At 66.7% G+C, this 26,542-nt stretch carries 23 protein-coding genes and 1 pseudogene; 20 read left to right on the forward strand and 4 right to left on the reverse strand.

The genetic code is table 11. From position 1 onward, the window contains the following. The first annotated feature begins 60 nt into the window (after positions 1 to 60). From SMD14_RS07335 to SMD14_RS07375, 9 genes are all read left to right on the forward strand, one after another. Entirely contained in the window at positions 61 to 1,092 is a 1,032-nt protein-coding gene (locus tag SMD14_RS07335) for a TerC family protein (protein ID WP_321215856.1), read from the forward strand. Between the two features lie 21 nt (positions 1,093 to 1,113). Continuing rightward, a complete protein-coding gene (locus SMD14_RS07340) occupies positions 1,114 to 1,485 on the forward strand; it encodes a winged helix-turn-helix domain-containing protein (RefSeq protein ID WP_157238594.1) in 372 nt (123 codons plus the stop codon). A 134-nt stretch (positions 1,486 to 1,619) separates the two neighbouring features. Further along, a complete protein-coding gene (locus tag SMD14_RS07345; RefSeq protein WP_157238593.1) occupies positions 1,620 to 2,603 on the forward strand; it encodes a bifunctional riboflavin kinase/FAD synthetase in 984 nt (327 codons plus the stop codon). 26 nt (positions 2,604 to 2,629) lie between these two features. Continuing rightward, complete coding sequence (gene kynA / locus SMD14_RS07350; RefSeq protein WP_321215857.1) at positions 2,630 to 3,484, forward strand: tryptophan 2,3-dioxygenase; 855 nt, start codon at positions 2,630 to 2,632, stop codon at positions 3,482 to 3,484. Continuing rightward, positions 3,481 to 4,740, forward strand: a complete 1,260-nt coding sequence (kynU, locus tag SMD14_RS07355; protein WP_321215858.1) for a kynureninase — start codon at positions 3,481 to 3,483, stop codon at positions 4,738 to 4,740. Before kynA ends, kynU begins: the two co-directional genes overlap by 4 nt. 181 nt (positions 4,741 to 4,921) lie before the next feature. Next, on the forward strand, positions 4,922 to 5,191 hold the full coding sequence (gene rpsO / locus SMD14_RS07360; protein WP_321215859.1) for a 30S ribosomal protein S15: 270 nt from the start codon (positions 4,922 to 4,924) through the stop codon (positions 5,189 to 5,191). Between the two features lie 243 nt (positions 5,192 to 5,434). Next, the gene (locus SMD14_RS07365; RefSeq protein WP_157242566.1) at positions 5,435 to 7,693 is read left to right on the forward strand and encodes a polyribonucleotide nucleotidyltransferase; all 2,259 of its coding nucleotides are present in this window, start codon (positions 5,435 to 5,437) and stop codon (positions 7,691 to 7,693) included. 117 nt (positions 7,694 to 7,810) lie between these two features. Then, on the forward strand, positions 7,811 to 9,154 hold the full coding sequence (locus SMD14_RS07370) for a pitrilysin family protein (RefSeq protein WP_157238590.1): 1,344 nt from the start codon (positions 7,811 to 7,813) through the stop codon (positions 9,152 to 9,154). A gap of 63 nt (positions 9,155 to 9,217) precedes the next feature. Further along, complete coding sequence (locus tag SMD14_RS07375) at positions 9,218 to 9,730, forward strand: DUF1579 domain-containing protein (RefSeq protein ID WP_321215860.1); 513 nt, start codon at positions 9,218 to 9,220, stop codon at positions 9,728 to 9,730. A gap of 73 nt (positions 9,731 to 9,803) precedes the next feature. Here the strand turns inward: SMD14_RS07375 and SMD14_RS07380 are convergent. The 3 genes and pseudogenes from SMD14_RS07380 to moaA form a co-directional block, all read right to left on the reverse strand. Then, a pseudogene (locus SMD14_RS07380) lies at positions 9,804 to 11,556 on the reverse strand (HNH endonuclease). A 59-nt stretch (positions 11,557 to 11,615) separates the two neighbouring features. After that, positions 11,616 to 11,882: a MoaD/ThiS family protein gene (locus tag SMD14_RS07385; protein WP_321215861.1), complete on the reverse strand. Its 267-nt coding sequence runs from the start codon at positions 11,880 to 11,882 to the stop codon at positions 11,616 to 11,618. Between the two features lie 5 nt (positions 11,883 to 11,887). After that, positions 11,888 to 13,021: a GTP 3',8-cyclase MoaA gene (moaA, locus tag SMD14_RS07390; protein WP_197432390.1), complete on the reverse strand. Its 1,134-nt coding sequence runs from the start codon at positions 13,019 to 13,021 to the stop codon at positions 11,888 to 11,890. A gap of 294 nt (positions 13,022 to 13,315) precedes the next feature. Here moaA and SMD14_RS07395 point away from each other — a divergent pair, with 294 nt between their 5' ends. From SMD14_RS07395 to SMD14_RS07425, 7 genes are all read left to right on the forward strand, one after another. Beyond that, the gene (locus SMD14_RS07395; RefSeq protein WP_409339721.1) at positions 13,316 to 14,836 is read left to right on the forward strand and encodes a molybdopterin-dependent oxidoreductase; all 1,521 of its coding nucleotides are present in this window, start codon (positions 13,316 to 13,318) and stop codon (positions 14,834 to 14,836) included. Positions 14,837 to 14,859: 23 nt separating this feature from the next. Then, on the forward strand, positions 14,860 to 16,137 hold the full coding sequence (glp, locus tag SMD14_RS07400) for a gephyrin-like molybdotransferase Glp (RefSeq protein ID WP_321215862.1): 1,278 nt from the start codon (positions 14,860 to 14,862) through the stop codon (positions 16,135 to 16,137). Beyond that, the gene (moaC, locus tag SMD14_RS07405; RefSeq protein WP_321215863.1) at positions 16,125 to 16,619 is read left to right on the forward strand and encodes a cyclic pyranopterin monophosphate synthase MoaC; all 495 of its coding nucleotides are present in this window, start codon (positions 16,125 to 16,127) and stop codon (positions 16,617 to 16,619) included. Before glp ends, moaC begins: the two co-directional genes overlap by 13 nt. Continuing rightward, positions 16,616 to 17,146 carry a MogA/MoaB family molybdenum cofactor biosynthesis protein gene (locus SMD14_RS07410; protein WP_321215864.1) on the forward strand — a complete coding sequence of 177 codons (531 nt, stop codon included), beginning with the start codon at positions 16,616 to 16,618 and terminating at the stop codon, positions 17,144 to 17,146. Before moaC ends, SMD14_RS07410 begins: the two co-directional genes overlap by 4 nt. Beyond that, positions 17,136 to 17,609, forward strand: coding sequence for a molybdenum cofactor biosynthesis protein MoaE (locus SMD14_RS07415; RefSeq protein ID WP_321215865.1), 474 nt, complete (start codon positions 17,136 to 17,138; stop codon positions 17,607 to 17,609). Before SMD14_RS07410 ends, SMD14_RS07415 begins: the two co-directional genes overlap by 11 nt. A gap of 96 nt (positions 17,610 to 17,705) precedes the next feature. After that, entirely contained in the window at positions 17,706 to 18,476 is a 771-nt protein-coding gene (gene dapB / locus SMD14_RS07420) for a 4-hydroxy-tetrahydrodipicolinate reductase (RefSeq protein ID WP_321215866.1), read from the forward strand. Positions 18,477 to 18,479: 3 nt separating this feature from the next. Next, on the forward strand, positions 18,480 to 18,959 hold the full coding sequence (locus SMD14_RS07425; protein ID WP_104997407.1) for a hypothetical protein: 480 nt from the start codon (positions 18,480 to 18,482) through the stop codon (positions 18,957 to 18,959). 54 nt (positions 18,960 to 19,013) lie between these two features. Here SMD14_RS07425 and SMD14_RS07430 read toward each other — a convergent pair whose 3' ends face one another. Continuing rightward, the gene (locus SMD14_RS07430; protein WP_321215867.1) at positions 19,014 to 20,249 is read right to left on the reverse strand and encodes a heparan-alpha-glucosaminide N-acetyltransferase domain-containing protein; all 1,236 of its coding nucleotides are present in this window, start codon (positions 20,247 to 20,249) and stop codon (positions 19,014 to 19,016) included. Positions 20,250 to 20,333: 84 nt separating this feature from the next. Between SMD14_RS07430 and SMD14_RS07435 the strand changes: the two genes are divergently transcribed. The 4 genes from SMD14_RS07435 (at position 20,334) to SMD14_RS07450 (ending at position 26,526) form a co-directional block, all read left to right on the forward strand. Continuing rightward, positions 20,334 to 20,693: a hypothetical protein gene (locus SMD14_RS07435; RefSeq protein ID WP_370460360.1), complete on the forward strand. Its 360-nt coding sequence runs from the start codon at positions 20,334 to 20,336 to the stop codon at positions 20,691 to 20,693. A gap of 138 nt (positions 20,694 to 20,831) precedes the next feature. Beyond that, positions 20,832 to 21,740: a 4-hydroxy-tetrahydrodipicolinate synthase gene (gene dapA, locus SMD14_RS07440; protein ID WP_157238585.1), complete on the forward strand. Its 909-nt coding sequence runs from the start codon at positions 20,832 to 20,834 to the stop codon at positions 21,738 to 21,740. Between the two features lie 41 nt (positions 21,741 to 21,781). Beyond that, entirely contained in the window at positions 21,782 to 23,473 is a 1,692-nt protein-coding gene (locus SMD14_RS07445; protein ID WP_157238584.1) for a ribonuclease J, read from the forward strand. 134 nt (positions 23,474 to 23,607) lie between these two features. Beyond that, positions 23,608 to 26,526, forward strand: coding sequence for a DNA translocase FtsK (locus tag SMD14_RS07450; RefSeq protein WP_321215868.1), 2,919 nt, complete (start codon positions 23,608 to 23,610; stop codon positions 26,524 to 26,526). Positions 26,527 to 26,542 lie beyond the last annotated feature (16 nt).

The raw sequence follows: 26,542 nt of genomic DNA on the forward strand, positions 1-26,542 counted from the left end.
CTCCCGCGGGAGCCGGGAAAGACCTCCGGTTGGTTTATCTGACTGGAAGTGGGTTCCTTCATGTATGTTCCCCTGTGGGGCTGGCTGGCTGTCCTGCTCTTTATCGTCCTGATGCTTGCCTTGGACCTCTTTGCCCACCGCAAGGCGCACGTGATCGGCGTGCGGGAGGCGGCGCTGTGGTCCGCCGTCTGGGTGGCCTTTGGCGTTGGTTTCGGTGTCCTGGTGTGGCAGCTGTACGGTGCGGAGTTTGGCCAGCAGTACTTTGCCGGCTACCTGATTGAAAAGTCCCTCGCCGTGGACAACGTGTTTATTTGGGCAATCATCTTCACGTACTTCGCCGTACCGCGGGAGTACCAGCACCGCGTCCTGTTCTTCGGTGTCCTCGGTGCCCTGGTGTTCCGAGGCGTCTTCATTGCGGCCGGCGCCGCCATCATCGCCAGCGCCGGGTGGGTGCTCTACCTGTTCGCCGCGTTCCTGCTCATCACCGGCTACCGGATGATCCGGCACCGTAACGACCACGTGGATCCGGAGAAGTCCCGGGCGTTGAACTTCTTCCGACGGCACGTGCCCATGACGGACGACTTCCACGGGCAGAGGTTCCTGATCCGGCGCGGCGGCGTGCTCCTGGCCACTCCGCTGCTCGCGGTCCTGGTCCTCGTTGAGGCGACTGACATCATCTTCGCCGTCGATTCGATTCCTGCCATCTTCGCCGTCACGGATGACGTGTTCCTGGTGTTCACCGCGAATGCCTTCGCCATCCTGGGCCTTCGCGCCATGTACTTCCTCCTGGCGGACCTTATCCACCGGTTCATCTACCTGAAGACCGGCCTGGCCCTCGTCCTGATCTGGGTGGGCATCAAGATGTTCCTGAAGATCGATATCTACTACATCCCCACTCCGGTGTCCCTGGCAGTTATTGCCGCGATCCTCTCCGTGTCGATAGGGGCCAGCCTGTGGGCAACACGGGGCCAGGAGCGCCGGCCGCTGCCCGCACCGGAGCGCGCACCGTTTGGATCCGCCGCCCCCGAGGACCTGGAAGCCCTGGAACCGCTGTGGCGCCGCAGGCAGCCCAACAGGTCCAGCCACCTGTGACCCCCAAACGATGGAGCATCCATGACAGCTGAACGTTCCGCCGACAGCGGTCAGGAGGCTCCGGGTCCAGGCGGGCCTGCCCGGCCTGCCTGGACCTTCCTCACCAACCACGGGCATGTCCTGCTGTCCGTGGCACAGGAGCCGGACATCCTGGTTGCAGACATCGCTGAGCGGGTGGGCATCACCACCCGGGCCGCCCTGCAGATCCTCAAGGACCTTGAAAGTGCGGGCTATCTGCTGCGGACAAGGGTGGGGCGCAGGACCCACTACACCATCCGGCCCCACCAGCACTTCCGGCATCCCGCCACTGCCGCGCAGGAAGTGGACGGCTTGATCCGCCTGTTCACAGCGGCTGCGCCGGGCGATGCTCCGGCGGCACCGGCGGAACCGTAACAGCCAAACCCGCTGCTTTCCCGGCACCCGCCCGGCTTGGCAAAGTTGGCCAGGCGAATGCAGGTAATCTTAGAGAGTTCCGCGGCCGGTACCGGCCCGAACATTGATACTTGCAAGCGTTTAAGGCGAGGGTGATGGTCTACATCTGGAACGATCCGTCCGAGGTCCCGGCGGACTTCGGCCCATCTGTTGTCACCATCGGAAACTTTGACGGAGTGCACCGGGGACACCAGCAGGTGCTCTCCGAACTGGTCCGCACGGCCCGGATCACAAGGTCCAAAGCTGTTGTGGTCACCTTCGATCCACACCCGGCCCTGGTCCACCGTCCCGAGTCCGCGCCCGAGCTGATCATGGGCCTGCAGGACAAGCTCGAGGCGCTGGGGGAGCTGGGCCTGGACGCCATCCTGGTCATGAAGTATTCGCTGGACCTGGCCAGCCTCACCCCTGAAGAGTTCGTGGAGCAGTACCTGGTGGACTGCCTGCACGCCGGCCATGTGGTCATCGGCCACGACGTACGCTTCGGACGCAACAATTCGGGGGACCTGGACACCATGAAGGCCCTCGGCCAGAAGTTCGGGTTTGAGGTGCAGGTGATCAGCGAGTTCGGCTCTGAGGGCTACCCCCTGCATGACGACGACGGCACGGACCGCCGCTGCTCCTCCACCTGGGTGCGGGAGGCCCTGCAGGAAGGCGACGTTGCCACGGCGTCCGCTGTCCTGGGGCGTCCGCACCGGATGCGCGGCGAGGTTGTTCACGGCGCCGCACGCGGCCGCGCACTTGGCTTTCCCACCGCCAACCTCGCCAGCAACGCCAGCGGCCTGATCCCAGCCGACGGCATCTACGCCGGCTGGCTGGTGGACCAGGCGGGTACCCGGTGGCCCGCGGCCATTTCCGTAGGGTCGAACCCCACGTTCGACGGCGTCAGCCGCCAGGTGGAGGCCCACGTGATCGACCGGCCGAAGGAGGACGTGGAGGACTTCGATCTCTACGGCCAGACAGTAGTTGTGGAATTTGTTGCCCGGCTCCGGGGCATGGTGGCTTACCGTGGGCCGGAGGCACTCGTGGAGCAGATGCGCCTGGACGTCATCCAGGCACACGGGCTGCTGGCCAGGCGCTAGGCCGCCACCAACGAAAGGCAGTACCCGTGTCCGTCGAGAAGAACACCCGGAAGCTGGACAAGGGGATTGTCCGCGACTTCAGCTCGCGGATGAGCTACGCGTCCTACCTGCAGCTGCCAACCCTCCTGAGCGCGCAGCAGCCGGTCAGCAAGCCCGAACACCACGATGAACTTCTCTTCATCATCCAGCACCAGACCACGGAACTGTGGCTGAAACTGGTGCTCCATGAACTGCGCAGCGCCGCCGCCTGGCTCCGGGCAGACGACCTGGGGTCGGCGCTCAAAGGCATTGCCCGGGTGAAGCACATCCAGAAAACCCTCACCGAGCAGTGGTCCGTCCTGGCCACCCTGACCCCCACCGAGTACTCCCAATTCCGCGGCTTCCTCGGCAATTCCTCCGGCTTCCAGTCGAGCCAGTACCGCGCAGTGGAGTTCGTGCTGGGCAACAAGAACCACAAGATGCTCCCGGTGTTCGAGTCGGACCCCGAGGCGCACGCCATGCTTGAGGAACTGCTGGCCGCTCCCAGCATCTACGACGAATTCCTCGCCTACCTCTCCCGGCAGGGTTTTGATGTGCCGGCGTCCGTCCTGCAACGGGACGTCACCAAAGCGCACGAGTACACCCCGGAACTGGTGCCGCTGTTCAAGCACATCTACGAGAACGCGGCGGGCAACTGGGGGGCTTACGAGGCCTGCGAGGAACTGGTGGACCTGGAAGACAACTTCCAGCTGTGGCGCTTCCGGCACCTGCGGACCGTTCAAAGGACCATCGGCATGAAATCCGGGACCGGGGGATCCAGCGGTGCTGCGTTCCTCCAGAAGGCCCTCGAACTGACCTTCTTCCCGGAACTTTTCGCTGTCAGGACGGAGATCGGACAATGAGCATCCACCAGGAGAATGCAGCTGCGCCGGCTGCGGAGCAGTTGCAGCAACGGGCCGCGGAACTCGACCGGGAGGATCCGCTGGGGCACTACCGCGAGCACTTCATCGGCACCGACACGGCCGTGTCCTACCTCGATGGAAACTCACTGGGCCGGCCGCTGAAGCGGACCGCGGAGGACATCGCAACCTTCATCCGCGACGACTGGGGAGGGCGGCTGATCCGCGGCTGGGACGAGCAGTGGCTGGGCCTGCCGCAGTCCATCGGCGACCAGCTCGGACGGGCAGTCCTCGGCGCCGCGCCGGGCCAGACCACCATCGCCGACTCCACCACCGTGGTGCTCTACAAGCTGATCCGTGCCGCCCTCGCAGCGGTTGCCGATCCGGACCGCAACGAGCTGGTCCTTGACACCGAAAACTTCCCCACGGACCGGTACCTCGTCGAGGGCATTGCACTGGAGGAGGGACTTACCCTGCGCTGGATCCAGGCGGATCCGGCCGCCGGGGTGACCGTCGAACAGGTGCGCCAGGCAACCGGGCCGCGTACCGCCGTCGTACTCCTGAGCCAGATCGCCTACCGCTCGGGCCACCTGGCGGACCTCCCCGCCATCACGGCCGCAGTGCACGACGCCGGCGCGCTGGTTGTGTGGGACCTGTGCCACTCCGCGGGGTCAGTGGAGATCGCCCTGGACAGTGCCGGCGCCGACTTCGCCGCCGGCTGCACCTACAAATACCTCAACGGCGGACCGGGGTCGCCGGCCTTCGCGTACGTGAACCAGCGCCACCTGGCGTCGCTCAACCAGCCGATCTGGGGATGGATGGGGCGCAAGGACGCGTTCGAAATGGCTGCCGGCTATGAGCCGGCAGCCGGAATCCGCGGGTTCCTCAGCGGAACGCCGGCGATTTTCGGGATGCTGGCCATGCAGGGCACCCTCGATGTCATTGAAGAAGCGTCCATGGCCGCCATCCGGGCCAAGTCGGAGAAGCTCACGGCCTTCGCCGTCGAGGTCTTTGATGCCTGGCTCGCGCCGCTGGGCGCTGAACTTGCCTCACCGCGGAATCCGGCAGAGCGCGGCAGCCACATCACCATCGACCATCCGGATTTCACCAAGGCGACAGTGCAGGCGCTGTGGGACCGGGACGTGATCCCGGACTTCCGCGCTCCGCGCGGTATCCGCGTGGGCCTTTCGCCGCTGAGCACCAGCTACCGGGAGGTTCTGCGGGGCATGGAGGCGATGCGGGACTGCCTGCAGGGATAACGGGGCTGTTTCGACAACATTAGGCAGTGGCCGGTAAACTGGACGATGGATCCAGCTGCAGTCCGTGGCGGCTGGTTCCTGTTGCGTACGGCCCGCCCCGGTTTTCCGGCAACGGCTGCGGCGGCAGACCCGGCAGTGAGTTACTGACCTGGGCCCTCACGGCACATCCCTAGGAGTTATTGTGGCACTTGACGCCGCTGTAAAGCAGTCCATCATCAAGGAATACGCAACCGGCGAAGGCGACACCGGTTCGCCGGAGGTCCAGGTTGCCGTCCTGACCCAGCGGATCAAGGATCTGACTGAGCACATGAAGGAGCACAAGCACGATTACCACACCCAGCGCGGTCTGCTGGCCATGGTTGGTCGTCGCAAGCGCATGCTGGGCTACCTCAAGAAGACTGACATCGCCCGCTACCGTTCGCTCATCGAGCGCCTCGGCCTGCGCCGCTAGTCGGACTTAGGGGCGGCCCATTCCAGCATGGAACGGGCCGCCTTCTTCAAAAGAAAAACTAAACAGGAGGATCAACCGCATCACGCATTCGCGGTCCTCGGTAGTGATCCCCGGGAACGGCTTCGTTGACTGAAGCCGGCGGCCCGTGGGTCTCGATCGATGACCGGGTGCAGGGCCAGTAGACAGATGCTGGCTGGGTTGATGCGGCTGGACTTCCGTAAAACAGAAACGGAGGTGACTCTCTTGGAGGGTCCCGAAATCCAGTTCTCGGAAGCAGTCATTGACAATGGCCGTTTCGGCAAGCGCGTAATCCGCTTTGAAACCGGCCGCCTTGCCAAGCAGGCAGCCGGCGCAGCCATGGTGTACATCGACGATGACACCGCACTGCTGTCCGCCACCACTGCAGGCAAGCACCCGCGTGAAGGCTTTGACTTCTTCCCGCTGACGGTCGACGTCGAAGAGCGCATGTACGCTGCCGGCCGCATCCCGGGCTCGTTCTTCCGCCGTGAAGGACGCCCGTCCACCGAAGCCATCCTGGCCTGCCGCCTGATGGACCGTCCGCTGCGCCCCGCCTTCATCAAGGGCCTGCGGAACGAGGTCCAGATCGTGGTCACCGTCCTGGCGATCAACCCGGACGAGCTCTACGACGTGGTGGCCATCAATGCCTCCTCCATGTCCACGCAGCTGTCCGGCCTGCCGTTCTCCGGCCCCATCGGCGGCGTCCGCGTTGCCCTGGTTGCTGACGAAAACGGGTCACAGTGGGTGGCTTTCCCCAAGCACTCCCAGCTGGAGCACTCCGTCTTCAACATGGTGGTTGCCGGCCGCATTGCCGGTGACGACGTCGCCATCATGATGGTCGAAGCCGAAGCCACCGACAATTCATGGAACCTCATCAAGGAACAGGGCGCCACCGCCCCCACCGAAGAGGTTGTCTCCGAGGGCCTCGAGGCTGCCAAGCCGTTCATCAAGGCACTGTGCGAAGCCCAGGCCGACCTCGCCGCCCGCGCTGCCAAGCCGACCGTTGAATTCCCGGTCTTCCTGGACTACGAGGACGATGTTTACGCCGCCGTCGAGGCCGCTGCCGCTGAGAAGCTCGCCGCTGTCTTCCAGATCGCGGACAAGCAGGAGCGCGACAACGCTTCGGACGCCCTGAAGGACGAGGTCACCGCCTCCCTCGCCGGCCAGTTCGAAGGCCGCGAGAAGGAGCTGTCCGCAGCGTTCCGCTCGGTCACCAAGCACGTTGTGCGCCAGCGCATCCTGAAGGACCAGATCCGCATTGACGGGCGTGGCCTCACGGACATCCGCCAGCTCACCGCCGAGGTCGAGGTCCTGCCGCGCGTTCACGGTTCGGCCATCTTCGAACGTGGTGAAACCCAGATCATGGGCGTCACCACGCTGAACATGCTGAAGATGGAACAGCAGATCGACTCGCTGTCTCCGGTGAAGACCAAGCGCTACATGCACAACTACAACTTCCCGCCGTACTCCACCGGCGAGACCGGCCGCGTCGGTTCGCCGAAGCGCCGCGAAATCGGCCACGGTGCCCTGGCTGAGCGCGCGCTCGTGCCGGTCCTGCCGTCCCGCGAGGAGTTCCCGTACGCCATCCGCCAGGTATCCGAAGCCCTCGGTTCCAACGGTTCGACGTCGATGGGCTCCGTTTGCGCCTCCACCCTCTCGATGCTGAACGCAGGTGTGCCCCTGAAGGCCGCCGTCGCCGGCATCGCCATGGGCCTGGTCTCCGACCAGGTGGACGGCCAGACCCGCTACGCTGCGCTGACCGACATCCTTGGTGCCGAAGATGCCTTCGGCGACATGGACTTCAAGGTTGCCGGTACCTCCGAGTTCGTTACCGCCATCCAGCTTGACACCAAGCTCGACGGCATCCCCGCTTCCGTGCTGGCAGCAGCCCTGAAGCAGGCCCGCGAGGCACGCCTGCACATCCTCGAGGTCATCAACTCGGCCATCGACACCCCGGACGAGCTCTCCGAGTTCGCACCGCGCGTCATCGCCGTGAAGATCCCCGTGGACAAGATCGGCGAGGTCATCGGCCCCAAGGGCAAGATGATCAACCAGATCCAGGAAGACACCGGCGCCGACATCTCCATCGAGGACGACGGCACGGTCTACATTGGCGCCACCAACGGCCCGTCGGCAGAAGCAGCGCGTTCCGCCATCAACGCCATTGCCAACCCGCAGGTCCCGGAAATCGGCGAGCGCTACCTGGGTACGGTCGTCAAGACCACCACCTTCGGTGCCTTCGTTTCGCTGACCCCGGGCAAGGACGGCCTCCTGCACATCTCCGAGCTGCGCAAGATCGCAGGCGGCAAGCGCGTGGACAACGTCGAAGACGTTGTCTCGGTGGGCCAGAAGGTCCAGGTGGAAATCACCAAGATCGATGACCGCGGAAAGCTGTCGCTGTCTCCGGTAGTGGCTGAAGAGGAAGGCGCCGGGGAGACCGAGCGCGTTCACGCCACGGAGCCCGCTGAAGGCGCAGAGGTCTAGCACACCGCACAGCGGGCTCGCCCGCAGCATGAAGAGGCGGGGCCGGTGGATGATCCACCGGCCCCGCCGCTGTTACGATGGCAGCCAGATCCCGGCTGCCCCTCTTGAAAGGCCTCAATGACTGTTGTACCCCTGCCGCTTGAGCAGAACCACCGCGGCGATACCCTGGTCCACGGGGCCGACGGCGGCTCCGAAGTGCGGCGTTCGGTGCTGCCCGGCGGAGTGCGGGTACTGACCGAGGCGATGCCCGGGCAGCGGTCGGCCACCATCGGATTTTGGGTGGGGGTCGGTTCCCGCGATGAGGCCCCGGGCCAGCACGGCTCAACGCATTTCCTCGAGCACCTCCTGTTCAAGGGAACCAAGCGCCGGACTGCGCTGGAGATCGCCTCTGCATTTGACGAGGTGGGCGGCGAGTCGAACGCGGCCACGGCGAAGGAAAGCACGTGCTACTTCGCACGGGTCCTGGACTCCGACCTGCCGATGGCCATCGACGTCATTGCGGACATGATCACAGGCGCCGTCATCGATCCTGCCGAGATGGAGCAGGAACGCGATGTCATCCTTGAGGAAATCGCCATGGACAGCGACGACCCCACGGACGTCGCCCACGAACACTTTGTCTCAGCCGTCCTGGGCAGCCATCCGCTGGGACGCCCCATTGGCGGCACACCGGATGCCATCAAGGCGGTGGCCCGTGATTCCGTGTGGGAGCACTACCAGCGCTATTACCGGCCGGACGAACTGGTGATTACCGCAGCCGGCGGCCTGGAGCACGACGTCGTCTGCGGCCTTGTGGTGGATGCGCTTGAGTCTGCCGGCTGGTCACTTGAGTCCGATGCGGCGCCGGTGGAACGCCGGTCCACCGAACGTGCCCTCATCACCGGGACCGCAGGGCTCCACGTCGTCAAGCGCGCCGTGGAGCAAGCGAACATCATCATGGGTTGCCCCACGATCGTGGCCACGGACGAAAGGCGCTACGTCATGAGCGTCCTCAATGCCGTGCTGGGCGGGGGCATGTCCTCACGCCTGTTCCAGGAGATCCGCGAGAAGCGCGGCCTGGTGTACTCCACGTACTCCTTCGCGTCCTCCTACGCGGATGCCGGCTACTTCGGCATGTACGCCGGCTGCACGCCGTCCAAGGTACGGCAGGTGCTGGACCTGCTCGCTGTTGAGCTGGACAAGCTGGCTGAGCACGGCATCGCCGAGGACGAACTCCGCAAGGCGGTAGGCCAGCTGGGCGGCGGGATCGTGTTGGCCCTGGAGGACACCGGTTCGCGGATGTCCCGGCTGGGCCGGGCCGAGCTAGTGTCCGGCGAGTACCAGGACATTGACGAAACCCTGCGCCTGATCAAAGCTGTCACCACCGAACAGGTCCAGGAATTGGCGGCCGAACTCGCTGCCGCTCCCAGGACTGTGACCGTCGTCGGACCATTCGAGGAGACGGAAACGTTCGGACTCTGACGCGTCGGAACGGCAGGACTTAGCTCGCAAACGGCAGGACTCGGCTCTGGAGGTGAGGGGACAGTGGAACGGACCCCTCCCAGCCGTGCGCCGGGAGCTCTGGCCGCTTTCCTGGGCCGCTGGCGGGGGAGTACCCGGTTCGCCCCCGGTCCTTGGGGGCCCGAACGGACCGTCGACGCCGAGGTGACCTACACCCCGGTGGCTGGCGGATCTGCCGTCGTCCAGAGCTACCGCCACCTGGAACCGGACGGGACGCATTCCGAAGGCCACGGGATCTTCACTGTCGACCCGGATCACCAGGATGTTTTTTGGTACTACGTGGATAATGCGGGCCCGGCACCTGTAGCCGCCGCCCGCTGCACGTGGCATGACGGCGCCCTTAGGGTGGAACGCCGGGGCGGTGCCGGGTGGACCCGCCATACGTTGCGCGTCGACGGCAACGTACTCACCCACATCACGGAGCTACGAACCCGTGGCGGCAAGACCACAAGCACCACAACGGACGGGTCCGGCGGGGACGACGGGACCGTCCCGGCCTATGTTCCCTTCATGACGTCGTCGTTCCAGCGGAGCTGACGCGGTCAGACGAAGCACACCAAAATGACTGCTGATCCAGATGGCGGCAGATTCAGTCAGGTTCAAAGCGACGTCACCAGTGCACCAAGCCCCACTCCCACTCTTTGAGCGGGTCCTCGGGCAGTTTCGGGGGCATGGCGTAGAAGTCGACCCATACAGAATCCTCTTGCGAAAAGACCTCGGGATCCACAAAGTTGTCGCCCACTGGATCTTCAAGCGGAAGTTCCGCCGGCTGGAGCCCCGGGGGTTCAGCGGCAAGGAGTCCAGGCGGCCAGTGGGGTGGTTCCCAGTCGTGGTGTTCGGCTTTGTAGTGGCGGCCGGTGGGTGAGGTCCAGCCGGGTGGCTGGGTTTTGGTGCCGGGGGTGGGTTTCCAGCGGCTGTTGTGTTTGAGGCGGTGGTGTTTGGGGCAGAGTTGGGCCAGGTTGCTGATTCCGGTGGTTCCGCCGTGGTGCCAGGCCTGGAGGTGGTCTGCCTCGTTGTCCGAAGTCCGGTTGTTGCAGCCGGGGAAGGTGCATTTTCCGTCGCGGAGGCGGAGTGCTTGTTTCATGGCTTTGGTGAGGCGGTAGCTGGTACGGCCGATTTCCAGGGATGCACCGTCCCGCGGGTCCACCAGGACGCGATGGAACGAGGCGGCGCCGTCAGCGACGAGTTTGCGGGCCATGGAAGCGGGAATGGGCCCGTAGCCGTCCAGGTTTGCGGGTTCGTCGGTGAGGCCGAGGAGTGAGAACACCGGGACGGTGACCAGGACGTCCGCCTTGGGCACCGGAACGTCGGCAAGATCGGCGCACGCGCTGTTGACGTCAGTGGCAGCGCCGGCAGAGGCCTCCCCGACAGTTCGTCCCGCGGCATCTGTGCGGATGGTTGCGGCATCTGCTTGGTCATTGACGGAAAGGAAAGCCAGCCCTACAGGGGCGTCGGTGCCCTCTACAGTGCTGTGTTCCACCGTGCCGGTTTTACCTGGGGTGCTTTCCTGTGCGTGGCTAAGGGCTGGTCCTGCGCTGAGGAGCAGGTGGGCGGCGACGTCGGGCCGCAGTTGCGTGAGCGTCCGGGGCTCATTGGGGCCTTGGAGTCCGCGGGCGAGGGCGGTGGTGCGGTTCCAGATGGCGGATGCGGTGCTGCCGGGCAGGTAGAAGCGAGAGCCAGGCCATGCCGTCACGGTCCGGGGCGTATTCCATCCGCCGGTCCGCGGCACATTTGCTGTGGCGTTTCTCAAGGGTCTCGGGATGGTGGCGTTCACGCCAGCCGCGGACCTTGGCGCGGAACCGGTTAGGTACGAGTTCACCGGCGGCGGCTCCGCGGGCGGGCTTGGGTGCGTCGGGGTCGAGGAAGTGCGCAACGAGGGCGGCGGCGCCGGTAGGGCCAAGGGCATCGGTTTCGTCGACGAGGATTTTCGCGTGCTGCCAAGTGATGGTCCCGGCCGCCAGGGCGTCCATGGCCAAGGGCAGGGTGGCAAGTTGGCGGGCCTGGGTGACGAGGGCCCCGGCGGCGGGGGAGCTGAGGGCCAGGACCCCGGCGATTTCCTCAACCGCCGACATCTCGGCGTAAGTCCGTTCGTGCACGGGCGCGTCCGGCGGGGTCATGGCGTGCTGGATTCCGACGGCCTCTGCCGCGTCCCCGGCCTTTACGGCGGCGATCTGCGCCTCGAGTTGCTTCGCCACGGCCATCCGCTCCAGGCGGAGCTCATAGCGGCGCTGCAGCACATCAACCCCGGCGGCGGCACCACCGCCGGCTTCCAGGACGGAATCTTCGAGAAACAGCGCATTCAGGCGGGAGGTGGAGGCCTGAATGCCCTCCATCGCTGGTGCCGTGCCCGCGCCGTTTCCCATGGAAACATCCTCTAACGGGGGTCTGACATTTTGCGGGTGCCAAGCAGAGGAGAACTCTCCTAGCCCCCGGCGAACGGAGGCAGCACATCCACTACGTCGTCGGCCTCCAACACAACCGAATGATCGCGCACGGCGACTTCATTGAGGAGGAAGCTGCTCCGGGACAGGATGCGGGGCAGCGGAGGAGTGCCGGTGGGCGGTTCAGGGCGCTCGACAGCCAGGACAGCCTCCAAGAGATCCGCAACAGTGGAACCCGCCGCCAGGTCGAAGCGCTCTTCCTCGACGCCGGAGGCAGCGCGTGCGGCAGCGAAGTAACGTACGTTCAAAAGTTTCAGCCCCCGATGGCGCTCATGCTGCGGTCCGGCTGGACGAAGTCCGGAGCATCGAGTCCCACGTGGTCCATTCCGTGGGCTTTGGGCTTAAGCCACATGGCGTCCTGCCAGCGCTGGGCGAGTTCGCCGTCGCTGGCTCCCGAACGCAGGAACCCCAGCAAATCAATCTCTTCCCGGGAGAAGAGGCAGCTCATGATCTTGCCCTCGGCGGTGATCCGGGTCCGGCGGCAGTCTGAACAGAACGGTTCCGTCACGGAGGCGATGATCCCCACCGTGCCCAGGGCCGGGCCGGACAAAACGTCGGAAACAGACCCGGCCTCCCGCCGTCGTACTTCAAAGCGCTCCGCCGGGGCGCCGTCACGGGCGCGGGGGTCGGGGCTGAGGACAAAGTCGGACGAGAGCAGCCCACGGATCTCGGCGGCCGTGATCATGTTCCGACGCGTCCAGCCATGGTCTGCGTCGAGCGGCATCTGCTCGATGAACCGCAGCTCGTAGCCGCGCTCCAGCGCCCATGCGAGCAATGACGGCGCCTCGGCATCGTTGATACCGCGCATCAGGACGGCGTTGAGCTTGACGGGGCCAAGACCTGCCGCCCATGCGGCATCCACCCCGGCCAGCACCTGGTCCAGGAACGGCCGGCGGGTCAGCTGGGTGAAGGTTTCCTCGTGCAGCGAATCCAGGGACACGTTGATCCGGGTCAGGCCGGCCGCCTTCAATGCAGCGGCTTTCTTCGCCAGCCCCACACCGTTGGTGGTCATTGAAATGGGCAGCCCGGGATGGTTCCGGCGGAGTGAGGCAATGATGTCAACCAGATCGTGCCGCACCAGCGGTTCGCCACCGGTCAGGCGCAATTCGCGCACACCCAGCTGGTCCACGCCGATCCGCACGATCCGCACGATTTCCTCCGCGGACATCACTGCCTGCTTGGCGAGCCATTCCAAACCCTCGGCGGGCATGCAGTACGTGCAGCGGAGATTGCATTTGTCCGTCAGGGACAGCCTCATGTCCGTGGCCCGGCGGCCGTACCGGTCCACGAGTCCGGCAGCAGCGCCGGCGGGGCGGGCCGCCGGGACGGACGGCAGCGCTGCGCCCGCTTCCTCCCGTGGCTGCGGCATGCCTAGCTGGACACTCATGGATTCAGGCTACGCCACGATGGGCTCTGCATCACACCCGGGACGGTGCGGGCAGGGCAAACAGAATGTGTGGCCGGCAACGGGGACGCGGGTATCCGGCGAATCTATGCTGGAGATGTGGACAGCTCCCAGCCAGGGCAGGCAACGCACGACGGCGGGACACGGCTTCCGGAGCGCCCGGCGCCTTCCCTGCGGCATGGACGTGGGCGCGAGCAGCGGAGTGGGCATGGGCAGGCGCTACGGCGCCGCGCGTGGCTGGCAGCCGCGGCGGGTGCGGTCGCGGTGGGCAGCGCCCTGGTCCTGGGGGAACTCTTGGCAGCGGTGTTCAGTCCGTCGCTGTCACCTGTGACTGCTGTGGGCGGTGCCGTCATCGATGCCGTTCCTCCCGGTGTCAAGGACTGGGCTGTGGCAGTGTTCGGGACAGCGGACAAAGTTGCCCTCCTGGCGGGCATGGCGCTGGTCATCGCCGGATTCGCGGTGCTGGCAGGGGTCGTGGAGGACCGGCGGCGCTACGCCGGCGCCGCCATGGTTGGCGTCTTTGGCCTGGCCGGCCTTGCGGCCGTCCTGACCCGTGCCCAGGCCAATGCCAACGCAATGAGCCTGGCGGTGTTCACCGCCGTCGTGGCGGTCGTCCTGCTTCGGTTCCTGGTCCGCATGCTTCAGGAGTGGGGGAGCCAGGCAGCGGAGCCCGCCCCAGCCGCGACGCCCGCCCCAACCCCGACCCCCGCCTTAGCAACTCCCGCCCCGGCCCGCCGCCGCTTCCTGCAGGCTTTGGCCGGGGGAGCCGCATTCACGGCAGTCGGCGGCGTGCTCGCGGCAGCCTGGCGCGGTGCCGCCGCCGTCGTCAGCGAGGCCCGGGGCCGCGTGGCCCTGCCGGCTCCCGCGTCAGCGGCTCCGGCCATACCGGCAACTGCCGAGGCTGGAGTCGAGGGCATCACCCCGCTGGTCACCCCGAATGCCGACTTTTACCGCATCGATACCGCACTGTCCGTTCCCGCCGTCGATCCCGCCACCTGGGTCCTGAGGGTCACGGGAATGGTGGACACGGAGGTTGAGCTGTCCTTCGCCGATCTCCTGGCCAAACCCCTGGTTGAACGCCATGTCACCCTCGCCTGCGTGTCCAACAACGTGGGCGGCGACCTTATCGGCAATGCGCGCTGGCTCGGCTGGCCGGTCCGCGAGCTCCTGGCACTGGCAGGCCCCCGGCCCGGCGCGGACATGGTCCTGTCAAGGAGCGCCGACGGCTGGACCGCAGGAACGCCCCTTGAGGTGCTCAGCGACAGCAGGGATGCGCTGCTTGCCATTGGAATGAACGGCGAGCCGCTGCCCCTTGAGCACGGCTTTCCCGTGCGGCTGGTGGTGCCCGGACTCTACGGCTACGTCTCCGCCACCAAATGGGTCACCCAACTCAAGGTCACCAGGTTCGCGGATGACGTCGCCTACTGGACACCCCGAGGCTGGTCGGAGCGGGGTCCCATCAAGACCTCCTCGAGGATCGATGTGCCGCGTGGCGGCCGCCCCGTGAAGGCGGGAAGGGTGCTGTTCGGAGGCGTGGCCTGGGCGCAGCACACCGGCATCGGGAAGGTGGAGCTGAGGGTGAACCGGGGCGCGTGGCAGCAAGCTGAACTGGCGGAAGGAATCTCCCGGGACACCTGGTACCAGTGGAAGCTGGGATTGGACCTGACGGAAGGGCAATACGAAATCCAGGTCAGGGCAACGGACCTCTCCGGCCAAGTCCAGGACGAGCAGAGCCGCCCTGCCGCCCCCAACGGAGCCACCGGGCTCCACACCATTAGAGTGGACGTGAAACCCTGAAGGCTGACACTGAAGGCGGAACCATGACCAGCCCGCAACCGCATGGAACGCCTGTAGACCAGGCACTGCACCGTTCCCCGCACCACGCACGGTCCGTGGCTGGCCATGTGGCCGCCGTCGAAGATCTGTTGCGGCCCTTGCGGTCACCGGAGCGGACGGAGCGCCTGCCGCTGCGTGAGGCCCTGGGCCGGGGCCTGGTCGACGACATCCCGGCTCCCATCAGCCTGCCGCCCTTCCCCAACTCCCAGATGGACGGCTACGCCGTCCGCTCCGCTGACCTACCCGACGGCGGCGGAGAGCTGCGTGTTATGCCTCCCGTCCCCGCCGGTGCCAGTCCGGACGGACTAAAGCCTGGCATGGCCGCGCCGATCATGACGGGAGCTATGCTCCCGGACGGAGCCGACGCCGTCGTCCCCATCGAGCGGGCCGTTCCGGACCGGTTCCTGCCGCCCGCCGCGCAGGCAGCGGAACAAGCAACGGTGCGTCTGCCCCCGGCAGCGCCCGGAACGTTTGTGCGCGCAGCAGGCAGCGACGTCCTTGCCGGGGAGACGGCCTTGGCAGCCGGTACTTTCCTGGGGCCGGCCCAGCTGGGACTGTTGGCGGCACTGGGGATCCCGGACGTGACGGTCTACAAGGCTGTGACGGTCCTGCTGGTGACCACGGGCGACGAGGTGGTGGAGCCCGGCCAGGAGCTCCCCGCCGGCAAGATCTACGACTCCAATGGCACCCTGCTGGAAGCGGCCATGACGCAGGCGGGGCTGGTGGTCCGGCGGGCAGGCATTGCCACGGACAACCCGGACGCGCTGCGGGCGCTGCTGCGGGCCGAAGGCAGCGCGGCGGACCTGATCGTCACCACCGGAGGGGTCAGCAAGGGCGCCTACGAGGTAGTCCGGCAGGCCATGGAGGACCAGCCGGTGGAATTCCTCCATGTGGCAATGCAGCCGGGGGGCCCGCAGGGGATCGGCAGCTTCGACGGGCGTCCCTTCCTGGGCTTCCCCGGCAACCCTGTCAGCTGCCTGGTGTCCTTCGAGATGTTCCTCCGCCCGGTGCTTGCGGGTTTGCTGGGGACGCCCGCACCCCGCCTGCCCCTCCGCGCCCGCCTCGCCCACCCGCTCACGTCTCCCGAACACAAGCACCAGGTCCGCCGGGGAACGTTGCAGTCCGACGGGACGGTGGAGCTGCAGGGCGGGGAAAGCTCACACCTGATGCACGCGCTCGCGGGTTCCAACGTGCTGGTTCACGTCCCCGAAGGAGTGGCCGCGCTCGCGGCCGGTGCGGAGGTGGAAGTATGGATGCTGTGAATGCAGAACAAACCCCGGCCGCGCTGACGCACCTGCGCCAGGACGGCAGCGCCCAGATGGTGGACGTGTCCGCCAAAGCCGAAACCACCCGCGAGGCCACCGCCACCGCCACGGTCCACACCACCTCGGAGGTGATGGACCTGCTCGGCTCGGGCGGACTGCCCAAGGGGGACGCCCTGGCCGTGGCACGGGTTGCCGGGATCATGGCGGCCAAGAAGACCCCGGAACTGATACCGCTGTGCCATCCGCTTCCGCTGTCCAGGGTCACCGTGGACTTCGAACTTGGCGCCGCGACGGTTTCGATCCTCGCCACCGTGAAGACCCGCGGCGTCACCGGCGTGGAGATGGAAGCCCTCACGGCAGTCTCCGTTGCGGCGCTGAGCGTTTACGACATGATCAAGGCCGTGGACAAGCACGCTGTCCTGACCGACATCAAGGTGCTGGCCAAGAGCGGCGGCAAGAGCGGGGACTGGGCACTGTGACTACTCCCGGCACCATCAATGCCCCCGAGCCGCACCGGCACGGCGACGTGCAGGGCCGGAAGGCCGGCGTCGTGATCGCCTCCACCCGCGCTGCGGCCGGCATCTACGACGACGAAACCGGCCCCGTGATTACGGACTGGCTGACCGAACACGGCTTCGACGTGTTCCCGGCCATGGTGGTCCCCGACGGCGAGCCCGTGGGCGCAGCCATCCGCGCGCTCCTCACCCAGCACCCCGCCGTCGTCATCACCAGCGGCGGGACAGGCCTCAGCCCGGACGACCGCACCCCGGACGTCACCCTTCCGCTGCTGGACCGCGAGATTCCCGGCATCATGGAGGCAGTTCGCCGCGCCGGTGCCGCGAAGACCCCGCTGGCGGCCCTGAGCCGCGGCTATGCCGGCGCGGCCGGCAGTACCTTCATCATCAACCTGCCCGGATCACCCAAAGGGGTCATGGACGGACTGACCGTCCTGGACCCCGTGATCGGGCACCTCTGCGACCAGCTGGAAGGCGGACATGGGCACTGAAGCAGTTTTCGAGGTAGTCAACGCCGTCCTGAGCGCGGAGCCAATCTCCGTTGACCAGGCCATTGCGGCAGTGGAGAGCGACACTGCGGGGGCAGTGGTCAGCTTCAGCGGCGTGGTGCGGAACCACGACGGCGGCAAGCCGGTTGAGCGGCTCAGCTACAGCGCGCATCCCACGGCACACCAGGTGATGGCCGACGTCGTCGCGCGCCTTGCCGGGGAACAGGCCGCCGGAAGCGGAGACAGCAGCGTGCCCCCGCAGCCGGTGCGGATTTGGGCGGCGCACCGGATCGGCATGCTGGAGATCGGCGATCCGGCGCTGGTGTGCGCGGTGTCCGCAGCCCACCGGGGCCAGGCCTTCGCCGTGTGCTCTGAGCTGGTGGACCGGATCAAGGAACAGGTGCCCATCTGGAAGGAACAGTTCTTTACTGACGGCACGGTGGAGTGGGTCGGCGCCGGCAGCTGAGGCGTCCGCTGGTGCCGGCCGGCACCATGCTTCCTGCGAGGTAACGCACAGTCCCTGGTTCCTGTGCGGCGCGGCCCCACCGGTAGGCTTAACGGCATGACCGAACAACTCCCTGCTCCCTTGCCCGTTGCCGTGCTGGGCGCGAACGGGCGCATGGGCGCCGAAGCCGTAAAAGCCATTGAAGCCGCACCGGACATGAAGCTGGTGGCGGCCCTGGGACGCGGCGATTCGCTGGACCAGATCACGGCTGCCGGTGCCCGGTTCGTGGTGGACCTGACGGTTCCGGAAAGCACCGAAGCGAACGTCCGGTTCGCCGTCGAACACGGCATCCACGCTGTTGTGGGAACCACCGGCTGGGACGCGGGCAGGCTGTCCGCGCTGGAAAGCCTGCTGGCCGGCCATCCGGAGACAGGTGTCCTGATCGCACCGAACTTCGCCCTCGGATCCGTGCTGGCCTCCGCCTTCGCCGCCAAGGCCGCCAAGTACTTCGAATCAGTCGAGATCATCGAGCTCCACCACCCGGACAAGGTGGACGCACCCTCGGGCACGGCGGTCCGCACCGCCCAGCTCATCGCCGCCGAACGCGCTGCGGCGCAGGTGCCGCCCAGCCCGGACGCCACCAGCAGCGAATTGGCCGGAGCACGGGGCTGCGACGTTGACGGCGTAAGGGTCCACAGCGTGCGCCTCCGGGGGTTGGTGGCGCACCAGGAAGTCCTGCTGGGCGGCCCCGGCGAGCAGCTGATGCTGCGCCACGATTCCTTCGACCGCGCCTCCTTCATGCCCGGCGTCCTGCTGGGCGTCCGCAACGTGGCGACACACCCCGGACTGACCGTAGGCCTGGACGGCTACCTGGACCTGGGGCTCTAGGCCATGGACGGACTGCTGGCCGGCTTCCGGAAGAACCGCACCAAGATCTGGGTGGGGGCAGTGACCCTGCTGCTGGTCTTCTACCTGGTGGTGTCTTTCCAGCGCTCCATCCTCCTGCTGACGGACAGCAACCTCGCGGCGCAGGCTATCGGTGCGGCGTACCTGGTGCTGCCCGCCATCGGTGCATGGGCCCTGATCCGGGAGCTGATGTTCGGTGCCCGCACGGAGCAGATGGCCAAGGTCCTGGAGGCGGAGGGAGGACTGCCGGTGGACGAGCTGCCCCGCACGCCGGCCGGCCGGATCGTCCGGACAGCCGCGGATGCCGAGTTCGAGAAGTACCGTTCCGAGGCTGAGGCGGCTCCGGATGACTGGCGCTCCTGGTTCCGCCTGAGCTGCGCCTATGACGCCGCCGGCGACCGGAAACGCGCCCGCGCTTCCATGCGGGACGCCATCAAGCTCTTCCGCGGGAACGTTCCCGCCTAGGAGCCCCCTGCCGCCCGGTGCCCGCTTGTTGAGCACAGCTAGTGCTGAGCACAGCTAGCGGATGGACCGCGGCTCGCCCCGGCCCGCCCGGTTCGCGGCATGTCCCAGCCATTCCAGCGGCCCCCGCCACTTCAGCAGCACGAACACCATGCCCACAATTACTGCGGTGGCGGCATGAGCGAAGTACATTCCGTCCTCCGTCCAGCCGGCCGGCAGCGGTTTGAGGTAGAAACCGGAGACCACCCAGACGTGGACTGCGTAGAGGCTCAGGGTCATCGCTCCCGCACCGCGCAGCGGCAGCAGCAGGTCCAGGTCCACCCACTCGGCCAGCCGGCCCAGCAGCAGGCATGCCCCGATGACCGCCACAGCCACGCCCGACGTGTGCAGCAGGTCCAAGGTGGTGGCCGAGTGCGGTGCGGCGGACGCCAGCCACCACCAGGACCCCTCCTGGGGGATACCCGTCAAGTTCACCTGCAGGATGCTCTCCAGTGGATACCCCGGAGAATTCAGCAGCTCCTCCAGTGCAGCCCGGCCGCCCCAGCTTTCCATTGCCGTAACACCCAGGGTCTTGGCCAGGACTGCGACGATAGTGCCCCCTACCAGCAGCACCACCGGGACCATTGCCCTGCCCAGCACCAGCCTGCCCACGATGAGTCCGACGAGCAGGTATGAAAGCCACTGGAACACAGGGTAGTAGCCGGTGAAGAACAGGTCGGCCAGCAGGCTTGCCGGTGTTGAGAGGTCCTCCCAGGAGGGGTTGTGGCCCAGCTGCATCGGCGGTTGGGCGGCGAGGAGCCACGGGCGCAGCAGGTATGCCAGCACCGGTGACCCCAAGACCCAGCCGCCGGCCCAGGCGCAGAGCTGCTTCAGCGCCATTCCCAGGAAAGGCAGGACACACAGGAACAGCACCGCGTAGTGGACCAGGATGATGGCCAGGTTCACCTCCAGCCCGCCCAGGGAAAGTCCGACGGCGGCAATCACCATGGCGCGCAGGGCAACGCCGCGGCGGGCGGCGGCCAGGTCAGGGCCCTGCAATGGCTTGTGCTTTCCGGTGGACAAGGCCAGGCCCACCCCCGCAAGTACCGCAAACAGTGCCGCGGCCCGGCCCGAGAAGGTGAGGCCAATCCAGGTGGGGGTCAGGTCCGCGTTCGACTCGAAGGTGGGAAGCAGGTGGGTGGCCATCATGCCCAGCAAAGCCAGGCCACGGGCAGCGTCGATGCCGTGGAGCCGCGCCGTAACGGGCCGCCCGGCAGTCTTGCGGGACGTTCTTGCCGGGGTACGGGACGTCATGACCAGATCGTCTCATACCTGGCTGTGCCGGAGCTGTCAGGAAACTCCTTGTATTCGAATATGTGTTCGAATAATATGGGCTGCATGCACACTCCATCATCCGGAATTCCCGCCCATGAGTCCGGCAATGCAGGGCTCATGAAGGCCATGAGTCCAGGGGTTGTTGACTTCCTCTTCCGCCAGCTGGTGGCGGGCCGGCCGCCCGAGGATGTCGAATGGGAGCAGGAAGGCATCAGCCTTGCAGCCCAGCCCGAGGGCCCCGAGCTGGCCCGCCGCCTCGCGGAAGCGGATCTCGACGCACTGACCCCGGTGGAGCTGTTCCACTATGTCCGGGCCGCCCAGCGGCTTGCCTCATGGGCGGAGGAGCTGCGGCAGGCCGCCGTCGGACGGTATTGCGGCCCGCCGGCAGGGGCGCCCCGCTCCGCAGGCCGGCACGCTCCCTGACTGCCCCGAATGCGGTGCGGGGGAGGTGCCGGGGAACGGAGAGGAGCCGCTGGCGCCGAGGTGCGCGGCCGCCTGTTTGACGTGCATCACGCTCCCGGCATTGTCCTAACCAGCCGCTGACAGGGTAACGTTTTTTCCATGGCTGACAATTCCGCGCATCTCCCTGCCCTTGGTACTCTTCTGACCGCCATGGTCACACCGTTCACCAAGGACGGCGCAGTGGATTACGAGCAGGCCGCTGAACTGGCCAGCAAGCTGGTGGATGACGGCTGCGACGGCCTGGTGGTCACCGGAACCACGGGCGAAACATCCACCCTCACCGACGAGGAAAACCTCGGCATGTTCCGCGCCGTCAAGGACGCTGTCGGCGGCCGCGCTGCCATCATCGCCGGCACGGGCACCAACGACACCGCCCACTCGGTGCACCTTTCCCGGCAGGCGGCGGCCCTCGGCGTCGACGGCCTCCTCCTGGTGACGCCCTACTACAACAAGCCCAGCCAGGCCGGGGTCCGCGCCCACTTCGAAACGGTGGCCTCCGCCGTCGACGTGCCCGTCATGCTGTACGACATCCCCGGCCGCTCCTCCATCGCCATTGAGCCGGACACCATGATCCGGCTGGCGCAGCACCCGAACATCGTGGCAGTCAAGGACGCCAAGGCCGACTTCGTCGCCGCCACGCGCGTCATGGCCGAGACGGACCTCCTCTTCTACTCGGGCGACGACGGACTGACCCTTCCGTGGATGGCCCTTGGCGCCGTCGGCCTGGTGGGCGTCACAACCCACGTGGCCACGCGCCGCTTCCGCGAGCTCATCGACGCCGTCAACGCGAACGACCTCAGCACTGCCCGGAAGATCAACTTTGAACTCCTGCCAGTGGTCCGGGCCACCATGACGCGGGTCCAGGGAGCCGTTGCGGCCAAGCAGATTCTTAAATGGCAGGGAGTCCTGCCCAACTCGATTGTCCGTTTGCCCCTCGTGGAGCCGGACGAAGCCGAGATCGAAACCATCCGCGGGGATTTGGCGGAAGCGGGGCTGGTCTTTTCCTGAGGAGTAAGACCAGCACCCTTCCGCCTGGAAAGTAGTGCAATATGACCCAAACTGCCCTCACCGGCCTTGTCACCCCTCCCCGCCTGCCGCAGGGAACCCTCCGGATTGTTCCGCTGGGCGGACTGGGGGAGATCGGCCGGAACATGGCCGTGTTCGAAATCGACGGCAAGCTGCTCATCGTGGACTGCGGTGTCCTTTTTCCCGAGGAAACCCAGCCCGGCGTCGACCTGATCCTGCCTGATTTCTCCTACATCGAGGACCGGCTGGACGACATCGTGGCCGTTGTCCTCACCCATGGACACGAAGACCACATCGGAGCCGTTCCGTACCTGCTGCGCCGCCGCAACGACATTCCGCTGGTGGGCTCGCAGCTGACCCTCGCCCTGATCGAGGCGAAGCTGCAGGAGCACCGCATCCGGCCGTACACCCTCACGGTCGAGGAAGGCCAGATCGAAAAGTTCGGCCCGTTCGAGTGTGAGTTCGTGGCCGTCAACCACTCCATTCCCGACGCTTTGGCCGTGTTCATCCGGACCGCCGGCGGCACCGTCCTTCACACCGGCGACTTCAAGATGGACCAGCTGCCGCTGGACGGACGCATCACCGACCTCCGGCACTTCGCCAAGCTCGGCGAGGAGGGCGTGGACCTCTTCATGTCCGACTCCACCAACGCCGACGTCCCCGGCTTCACCACTGCCGAGAAGGAAATCGGGCCCACGCTCGAAAGGCTCTTCGGCCAGGCCACCAAACGGATCATCGTGGCGTCCTTCTCGTCGCACGTCCACCGGGTCCAGCAGGTGCTGGACGCAGCTGCCAAGCACAACCGCAAGGTGGCCTTCGTGGGCCGCTCCATGGTCCGCAACATGGCCATTGCCGAGAAGCTCGGGTACCTGGACGTCCCGCCGGGCCTGATCGTGGACATCAAGAACGTGGACAACCTCCCGGACAACCGCGTGGTGCTGATGTCCACCGGTTCGCAGGGTGAGCCCATGGCAGCCCTGTCCCGGATGGCCAACGGCGACCACCGCGTGGTGGTGGGCGACGGTGACACCGTCATCCTTGCCTCCAGCCTCATCCCCGGCAACGAGAACGCCGTCTTCCGGATCATCAACGGGCTGCTCAAGCTCGGCGCCGACGTGATCCACAAGGGCAACGCCAAGGTCCACGTCTCGGGCCACGCCGCCGCCGGCGAACTTCTCTACTGCTACAACATCCTCGAGCCGCTCAACGCCATGCCGGTGCACGGTGAGACCCGCCACCTGATCGCCAACGGCAAGATCGCCATCGAGTCCGGCGTGCCCGAAGCCAGCGTCATCCTCGCAGACAACGGCACCGTCATCGACCTGAAGGACCACCGGGCTGACGTTGTGGGCCAGGTGGAAGTCGGCTTCGTTTACGTGGACGGCTCCAGCGTCGGCGAGATCACGGACGCCGACCTCAAGGACCGCCGGATCCTCGGCGACGAAGGCTTCATCTCCATCATCACCGTCATCCACCGCGCCACCGGCAAGGTGGTATCCGGCCCCGAGATCCACGCCCGCGGCGTGGCGGAGGACGACTCCGTGTTCGACGAAATCATCCCCAAGATCAACGCGGCGCTGGAGGAGGCGGTCCTCAACCACGCGGACCACACCAGCCACCAGCTCCAGCAGGTGGTCCGCCGCGTGGTGGGCACCTGGGTCAACCGCAAGCTCCGCCGGAAACCGATGATCATCCCCGTGGTGCTCGAGGCCTGACACCAGCCTGCCTGCTCCGGCCCGCGCTCCCGTCCGACGGGGCCGCGGGCCGGACGCGTTTAAGGGCCGCGAACCGGCGGACCAGGGGGTCCAAATCCCCGGAAAACCAGCCCAACTCGGGTACCGTGGCTGGTATGGCCACTCGTACTACGTCCGCGCCCAATGGCTCCAGCAGGGGCAGCGCCGGAAGCAAAACCGGCAGCTCCTCCGGCCGCGGTTCAGGCTCCACGGCCGCCAAATCGGGGCGTGCCGGCGGCTCTTCCAGCACCGCGCGCACCCGCCAGCTTCCCGCCGTCGAGCACCACCAGCCGTGGTTGCTGCGCGTGGTGGGCGGAGCCTGGCTGGGAGTGGGCCACGTGGTGGGCGGAGGCGTGCGGCGCATCGGCCACGACGTCAGCGACCTCCCCGCGGAAGAACGCCGTGACGGCGCCGCCCTGTTCAACCTGGCCCTTGGCATCTTTATTGCCACCTTCGCCTGGTGGGGCCTGACGGGCTGGTTCCCGGACGCGGTGTACGCCGTGGTCAACGGCACCTTCGGGTGGATCTCCCTGCTTCTTCCGCTGATGCTGTTTGTCTGCGCGTTCCGGCTCTTCCGCCAGCCCTCGGACGGGCGGGGCAACAACCGGGTGGGCATCGGCTTCCTGATCATGACGTTCGCCGGCTGCGGACTGGCCCACATCCTCGGCGGACAGCCCACCGTGGCCGACGGCTTCGACGGCCTCCGCCAGGCCGGGGGCATGCTGGGTTTCCTCGCTGCGTCGCCGTTGGCCGCCATCCATCCCGCCGTTCCAGTCGTGTTCTACTCGCTGCTGGCCTTCATTTCCCTGCTGATCATTACGGCTACTCCGTTCACCGCGATTCCGCGCCGACTGCGCGCCGGCTACGAGCACCTGATGGGCATTGACCTGCTGGATGACCAGGACCGGGACGCCCATGACCGCAGCTACCTGGAACGGACCGCGCCCGCCACAGCGTCCAAGGCCCCCAAGAAGAAGCGCCGCTTCTTCGGCAAGGACGAGGAGGATGCCGACGCCGGACTGGAGGGCTATGTAGGGGACGAAGCCTTCGAGCACGCGGTGATCGACGACGATGACGCAAAGGGAGGCGCGGCGGCCCGCCCGGCGCCGGGAGTCCGGCGGCCCACCCAGGCGGAGATCGCCGTCGAGAAGATCAAAGCTGCCCAGGGCCTGGGCAGCGCGGCGCAGGGAGCGGCTCCGGCGGGGGAGAACGCAACCGAAGCCATCCCCATGATCACCCCCGGCATGTCCGCAGCCGCTGCCAAACCGGCAGCCGCCCCCACAGTGCCATCCAACCCCGTGGCGCCCGCCCCGCCGCCGGTTCCCATTCCGCAGCGCACCGAGCAGCTGTCCCTCGCCGGCGACGTGACGTACACGCTCCCGGCATCGGACTACCTGACGCCCGGCTCCATCCCCAAGGAGCGCACGGAAGCCAACGACGCCGTCGTCGCTGCCCTGACTGACACCCTCCAGCAGTTCAACGTCGACGCCACCGTCACCGGCTTCAGCCGCGGCCCCACCGTTACCAGGTACGAGATCGAACTCGCCCCCGGAACCAAGGTGGAACGTGTCACCGCGCTGTCCAAGAACATCTCCTATGCCGTAGCCTCCAGCGACGTGCGGATCCTCAGCCCCATCCCGGGCAAATCGGCCATCGGCATTGAGATCCCGAATACGGACCGCGAGACCGTCTCGCTGGGCGACGTCCTGCGAAGCCAGAACGCCCGCCGGACGGACCACCCCATGGTGATGGGCGTGGGCAAGGATGTGGAGGGCGGCTATGTCGTAGCCAACCTCGCCAAGATGCCCCACCTCCTCGTGGCAGGCGCCACCGGTGCCGGAAAGTCATCGTTCGTGAACTCGATGATCACGTCCATCCTGATGCGTGCCACCCCTGACGAGGTGCGCATGGTGATGGTGGACCCCAAGCGCGTGGAACTGACCGCCTACGAGGGCGTGCCGCACCTGATCACGCCCATCATCACCAACCCCAAAAAGGCCGCCGAGGCACTGCAATGGGTGGTCCGCGAAATGGACGCGCGCTACGACGACCTCGCCAACTACGGCTTCAAGCACATCGATGACTTCAACAAGGCGGTGCGGGCCGGCAAGGTCCAGCCGCCGGTGGACTCCAAGCGCGTCATCCGGCCGTATCCCTACCTGCTGGTGATCGTGGACGAGCTCGCGGACCTCATGATGGTTGCCCCGCGCGACGTTGAAGACTCGATCGTCCGCATCACGCAGCTTGCCCGGGCGGCAGGCATCCACCTGGTCCTGGCCACCCAGCGGCCTTCCGTGGACGTCGTCACCGGCCTGATCAAGGCCAACGTTCCGTCCCGCATGGCGTTTGCCACGTCCTCCGTCACGGACTCGCGCGTTGTCCTGGACCAGCCGGGTGCCGAGAAGCTGATTGGCCAGGGTGACGCGCTCTTCCTGCCGATGGGCGCGTCCAAAGCCATGCGCGTCCAGGGCGCCTGGGTCACGGAGTCCGAAATCCACAAGGTGGTTGAGCACGTCAAGGGACAGCTCCAGGCAAGCTACCGTGACGATGTTGCCGCGGAGGCGCCGAAGAAGCAGATCGATGACGACATCGGCGACGACCTCGAGGTCCTGCTGCAGGCTACCGAGCTCGTGGTCACCACGCAGTTCGGCTCCACCTCGATGCTCCAGCGCAAGCTCCGCGTCGGCTTCGCCAAGGCGGGGCGCCTTATGGACCTGCTGGAATCCCGGGGCGTCGTGGGCCCGTCCGAAGGGTCCAAGGCCCGTGACGTCCTGGTGAAGCCGGACGATCTTGCCCCCGTCCTGGCGGCCATGAAGGGCCAGGACGCACCCGCTGCGCCGGACTCGCAGACCGCAGCCCTGAGCGACAACGCCAATGCGAACATCGCCCGGGGCGGATACGCGGAAGACCTCGTGGCTGCGGACCTCGACCAGCGGAAGCAGAGTGCCGAATATTACGACGGCTCGGATTCCCCGCCCGGCGGCTACGACGACGAGGACGGCTCCGAAGATGCCTGGTCCCTCACCGGGCGCTAGCCCAAAGACTGTAGCC

Origin of the sequence: Pseudarthrobacter oxydans (assembly GCF_034258515.1) — a bacterium.
GTDB lineage: Bacteria > Actinomycetota > Actinomycetes > Actinomycetales > Micrococcaceae > Arthrobacter.

Bases quoted from the DNA above. Each gene is read 5' to 3' on its own strand.
- SMD14_RS07335 (WP_321215856.1), top strand. From the start codon at position 61: ATGTATGTTCCCCTGTGGGGCTGGCTGGCTGTCCTGCTCTTTATCGTC.
- SMD14_RS07340 (WP_157238594.1), top strand. From the start codon at position 1,114: ATGACAGCTGAACGTTCCGCCGACAGCGGTCAGGAGGCTCCGGGTCCA.
- SMD14_RS07345 (WP_157238593.1), top strand. From the start codon at position 1,620: ATGGTCTACATCTGGAACGATCCGTCCGAGGTCCCGGCGGACTTCGGC.
- kynU (WP_321215858.1), top strand. From the start codon at position 3,481: ATGAGCATCCACCAGGAGAATGCAGCTGCGCCGGCTGCGGAGCAGTTG.
- SMD14_RS07370 (WP_157238590.1), top strand. From the start codon at position 7,811: ATGACTGTTGTACCCCTGCCGCTTGAGCAGAACCACCGCGGCGATACC.
- moaA (WP_197432390.1), bottom strand. From the start codon at position 13,021: ATGAGTGTCCAGCTAGGCATGCCGCAGCCACGGGAGGAAGCGGGCGCA.
- glp (WP_321215862.1), top strand. From the start codon at position 14,860: ATGACCAGCCCGCAACCGCATGGAACGCCTGTAGACCAGGCACTGCAC.
- moaC (WP_321215863.1), top strand. From the start codon at position 16,125: ATGGATGCTGTGAATGCAGAACAAACCCCGGCCGCGCTGACGCACCTG.
- SMD14_RS07415 (WP_321215865.1), top strand. From the start codon at position 17,136: ATGGGCACTGAAGCAGTTTTCGAGGTAGTCAACGCCGTCCTGAGCGCG.
- dapB (WP_321215866.1), top strand. From the start codon at position 17,706: ATGACCGAACAACTCCCTGCTCCCTTGCCCGTTGCCGTGCTGGGCGCG.
- SMD14_RS07425 (WP_104997407.1), top strand. From the start codon at position 18,480: ATGGACGGACTGCTGGCCGGCTTCCGGAAGAACCGCACCAAGATCTGG.
- SMD14_RS07430 (WP_321215867.1), bottom strand. From the start codon at position 20,249: ATGACGTCCCGTACCCCGGCAAGAACGTCCCGCAAGACTGCCGGGCGG.
- SMD14_RS07435 (WP_370460360.1), top strand. From the start codon at position 20,334: ATGCACACTCCATCATCCGGAATTCCCGCCCATGAGTCCGGCAATGCA.
- dapA (WP_157238585.1), top strand. From the start codon at position 20,832: ATGGCTGACAATTCCGCGCATCTCCCTGCCCTTGGTACTCTTCTGACC.
- SMD14_RS07445 (WP_157238584.1), top strand. From the start codon at position 21,782: ATGACCCAAACTGCCCTCACCGGCCTTGTCACCCCTCCCCGCCTGCCG.
- SMD14_RS07450 (WP_321215868.1), top strand. From the start codon at position 23,608: ATGGCCACTCGTACTACGTCCGCGCCCAATGGCTCCAGCAGGGGCAGC.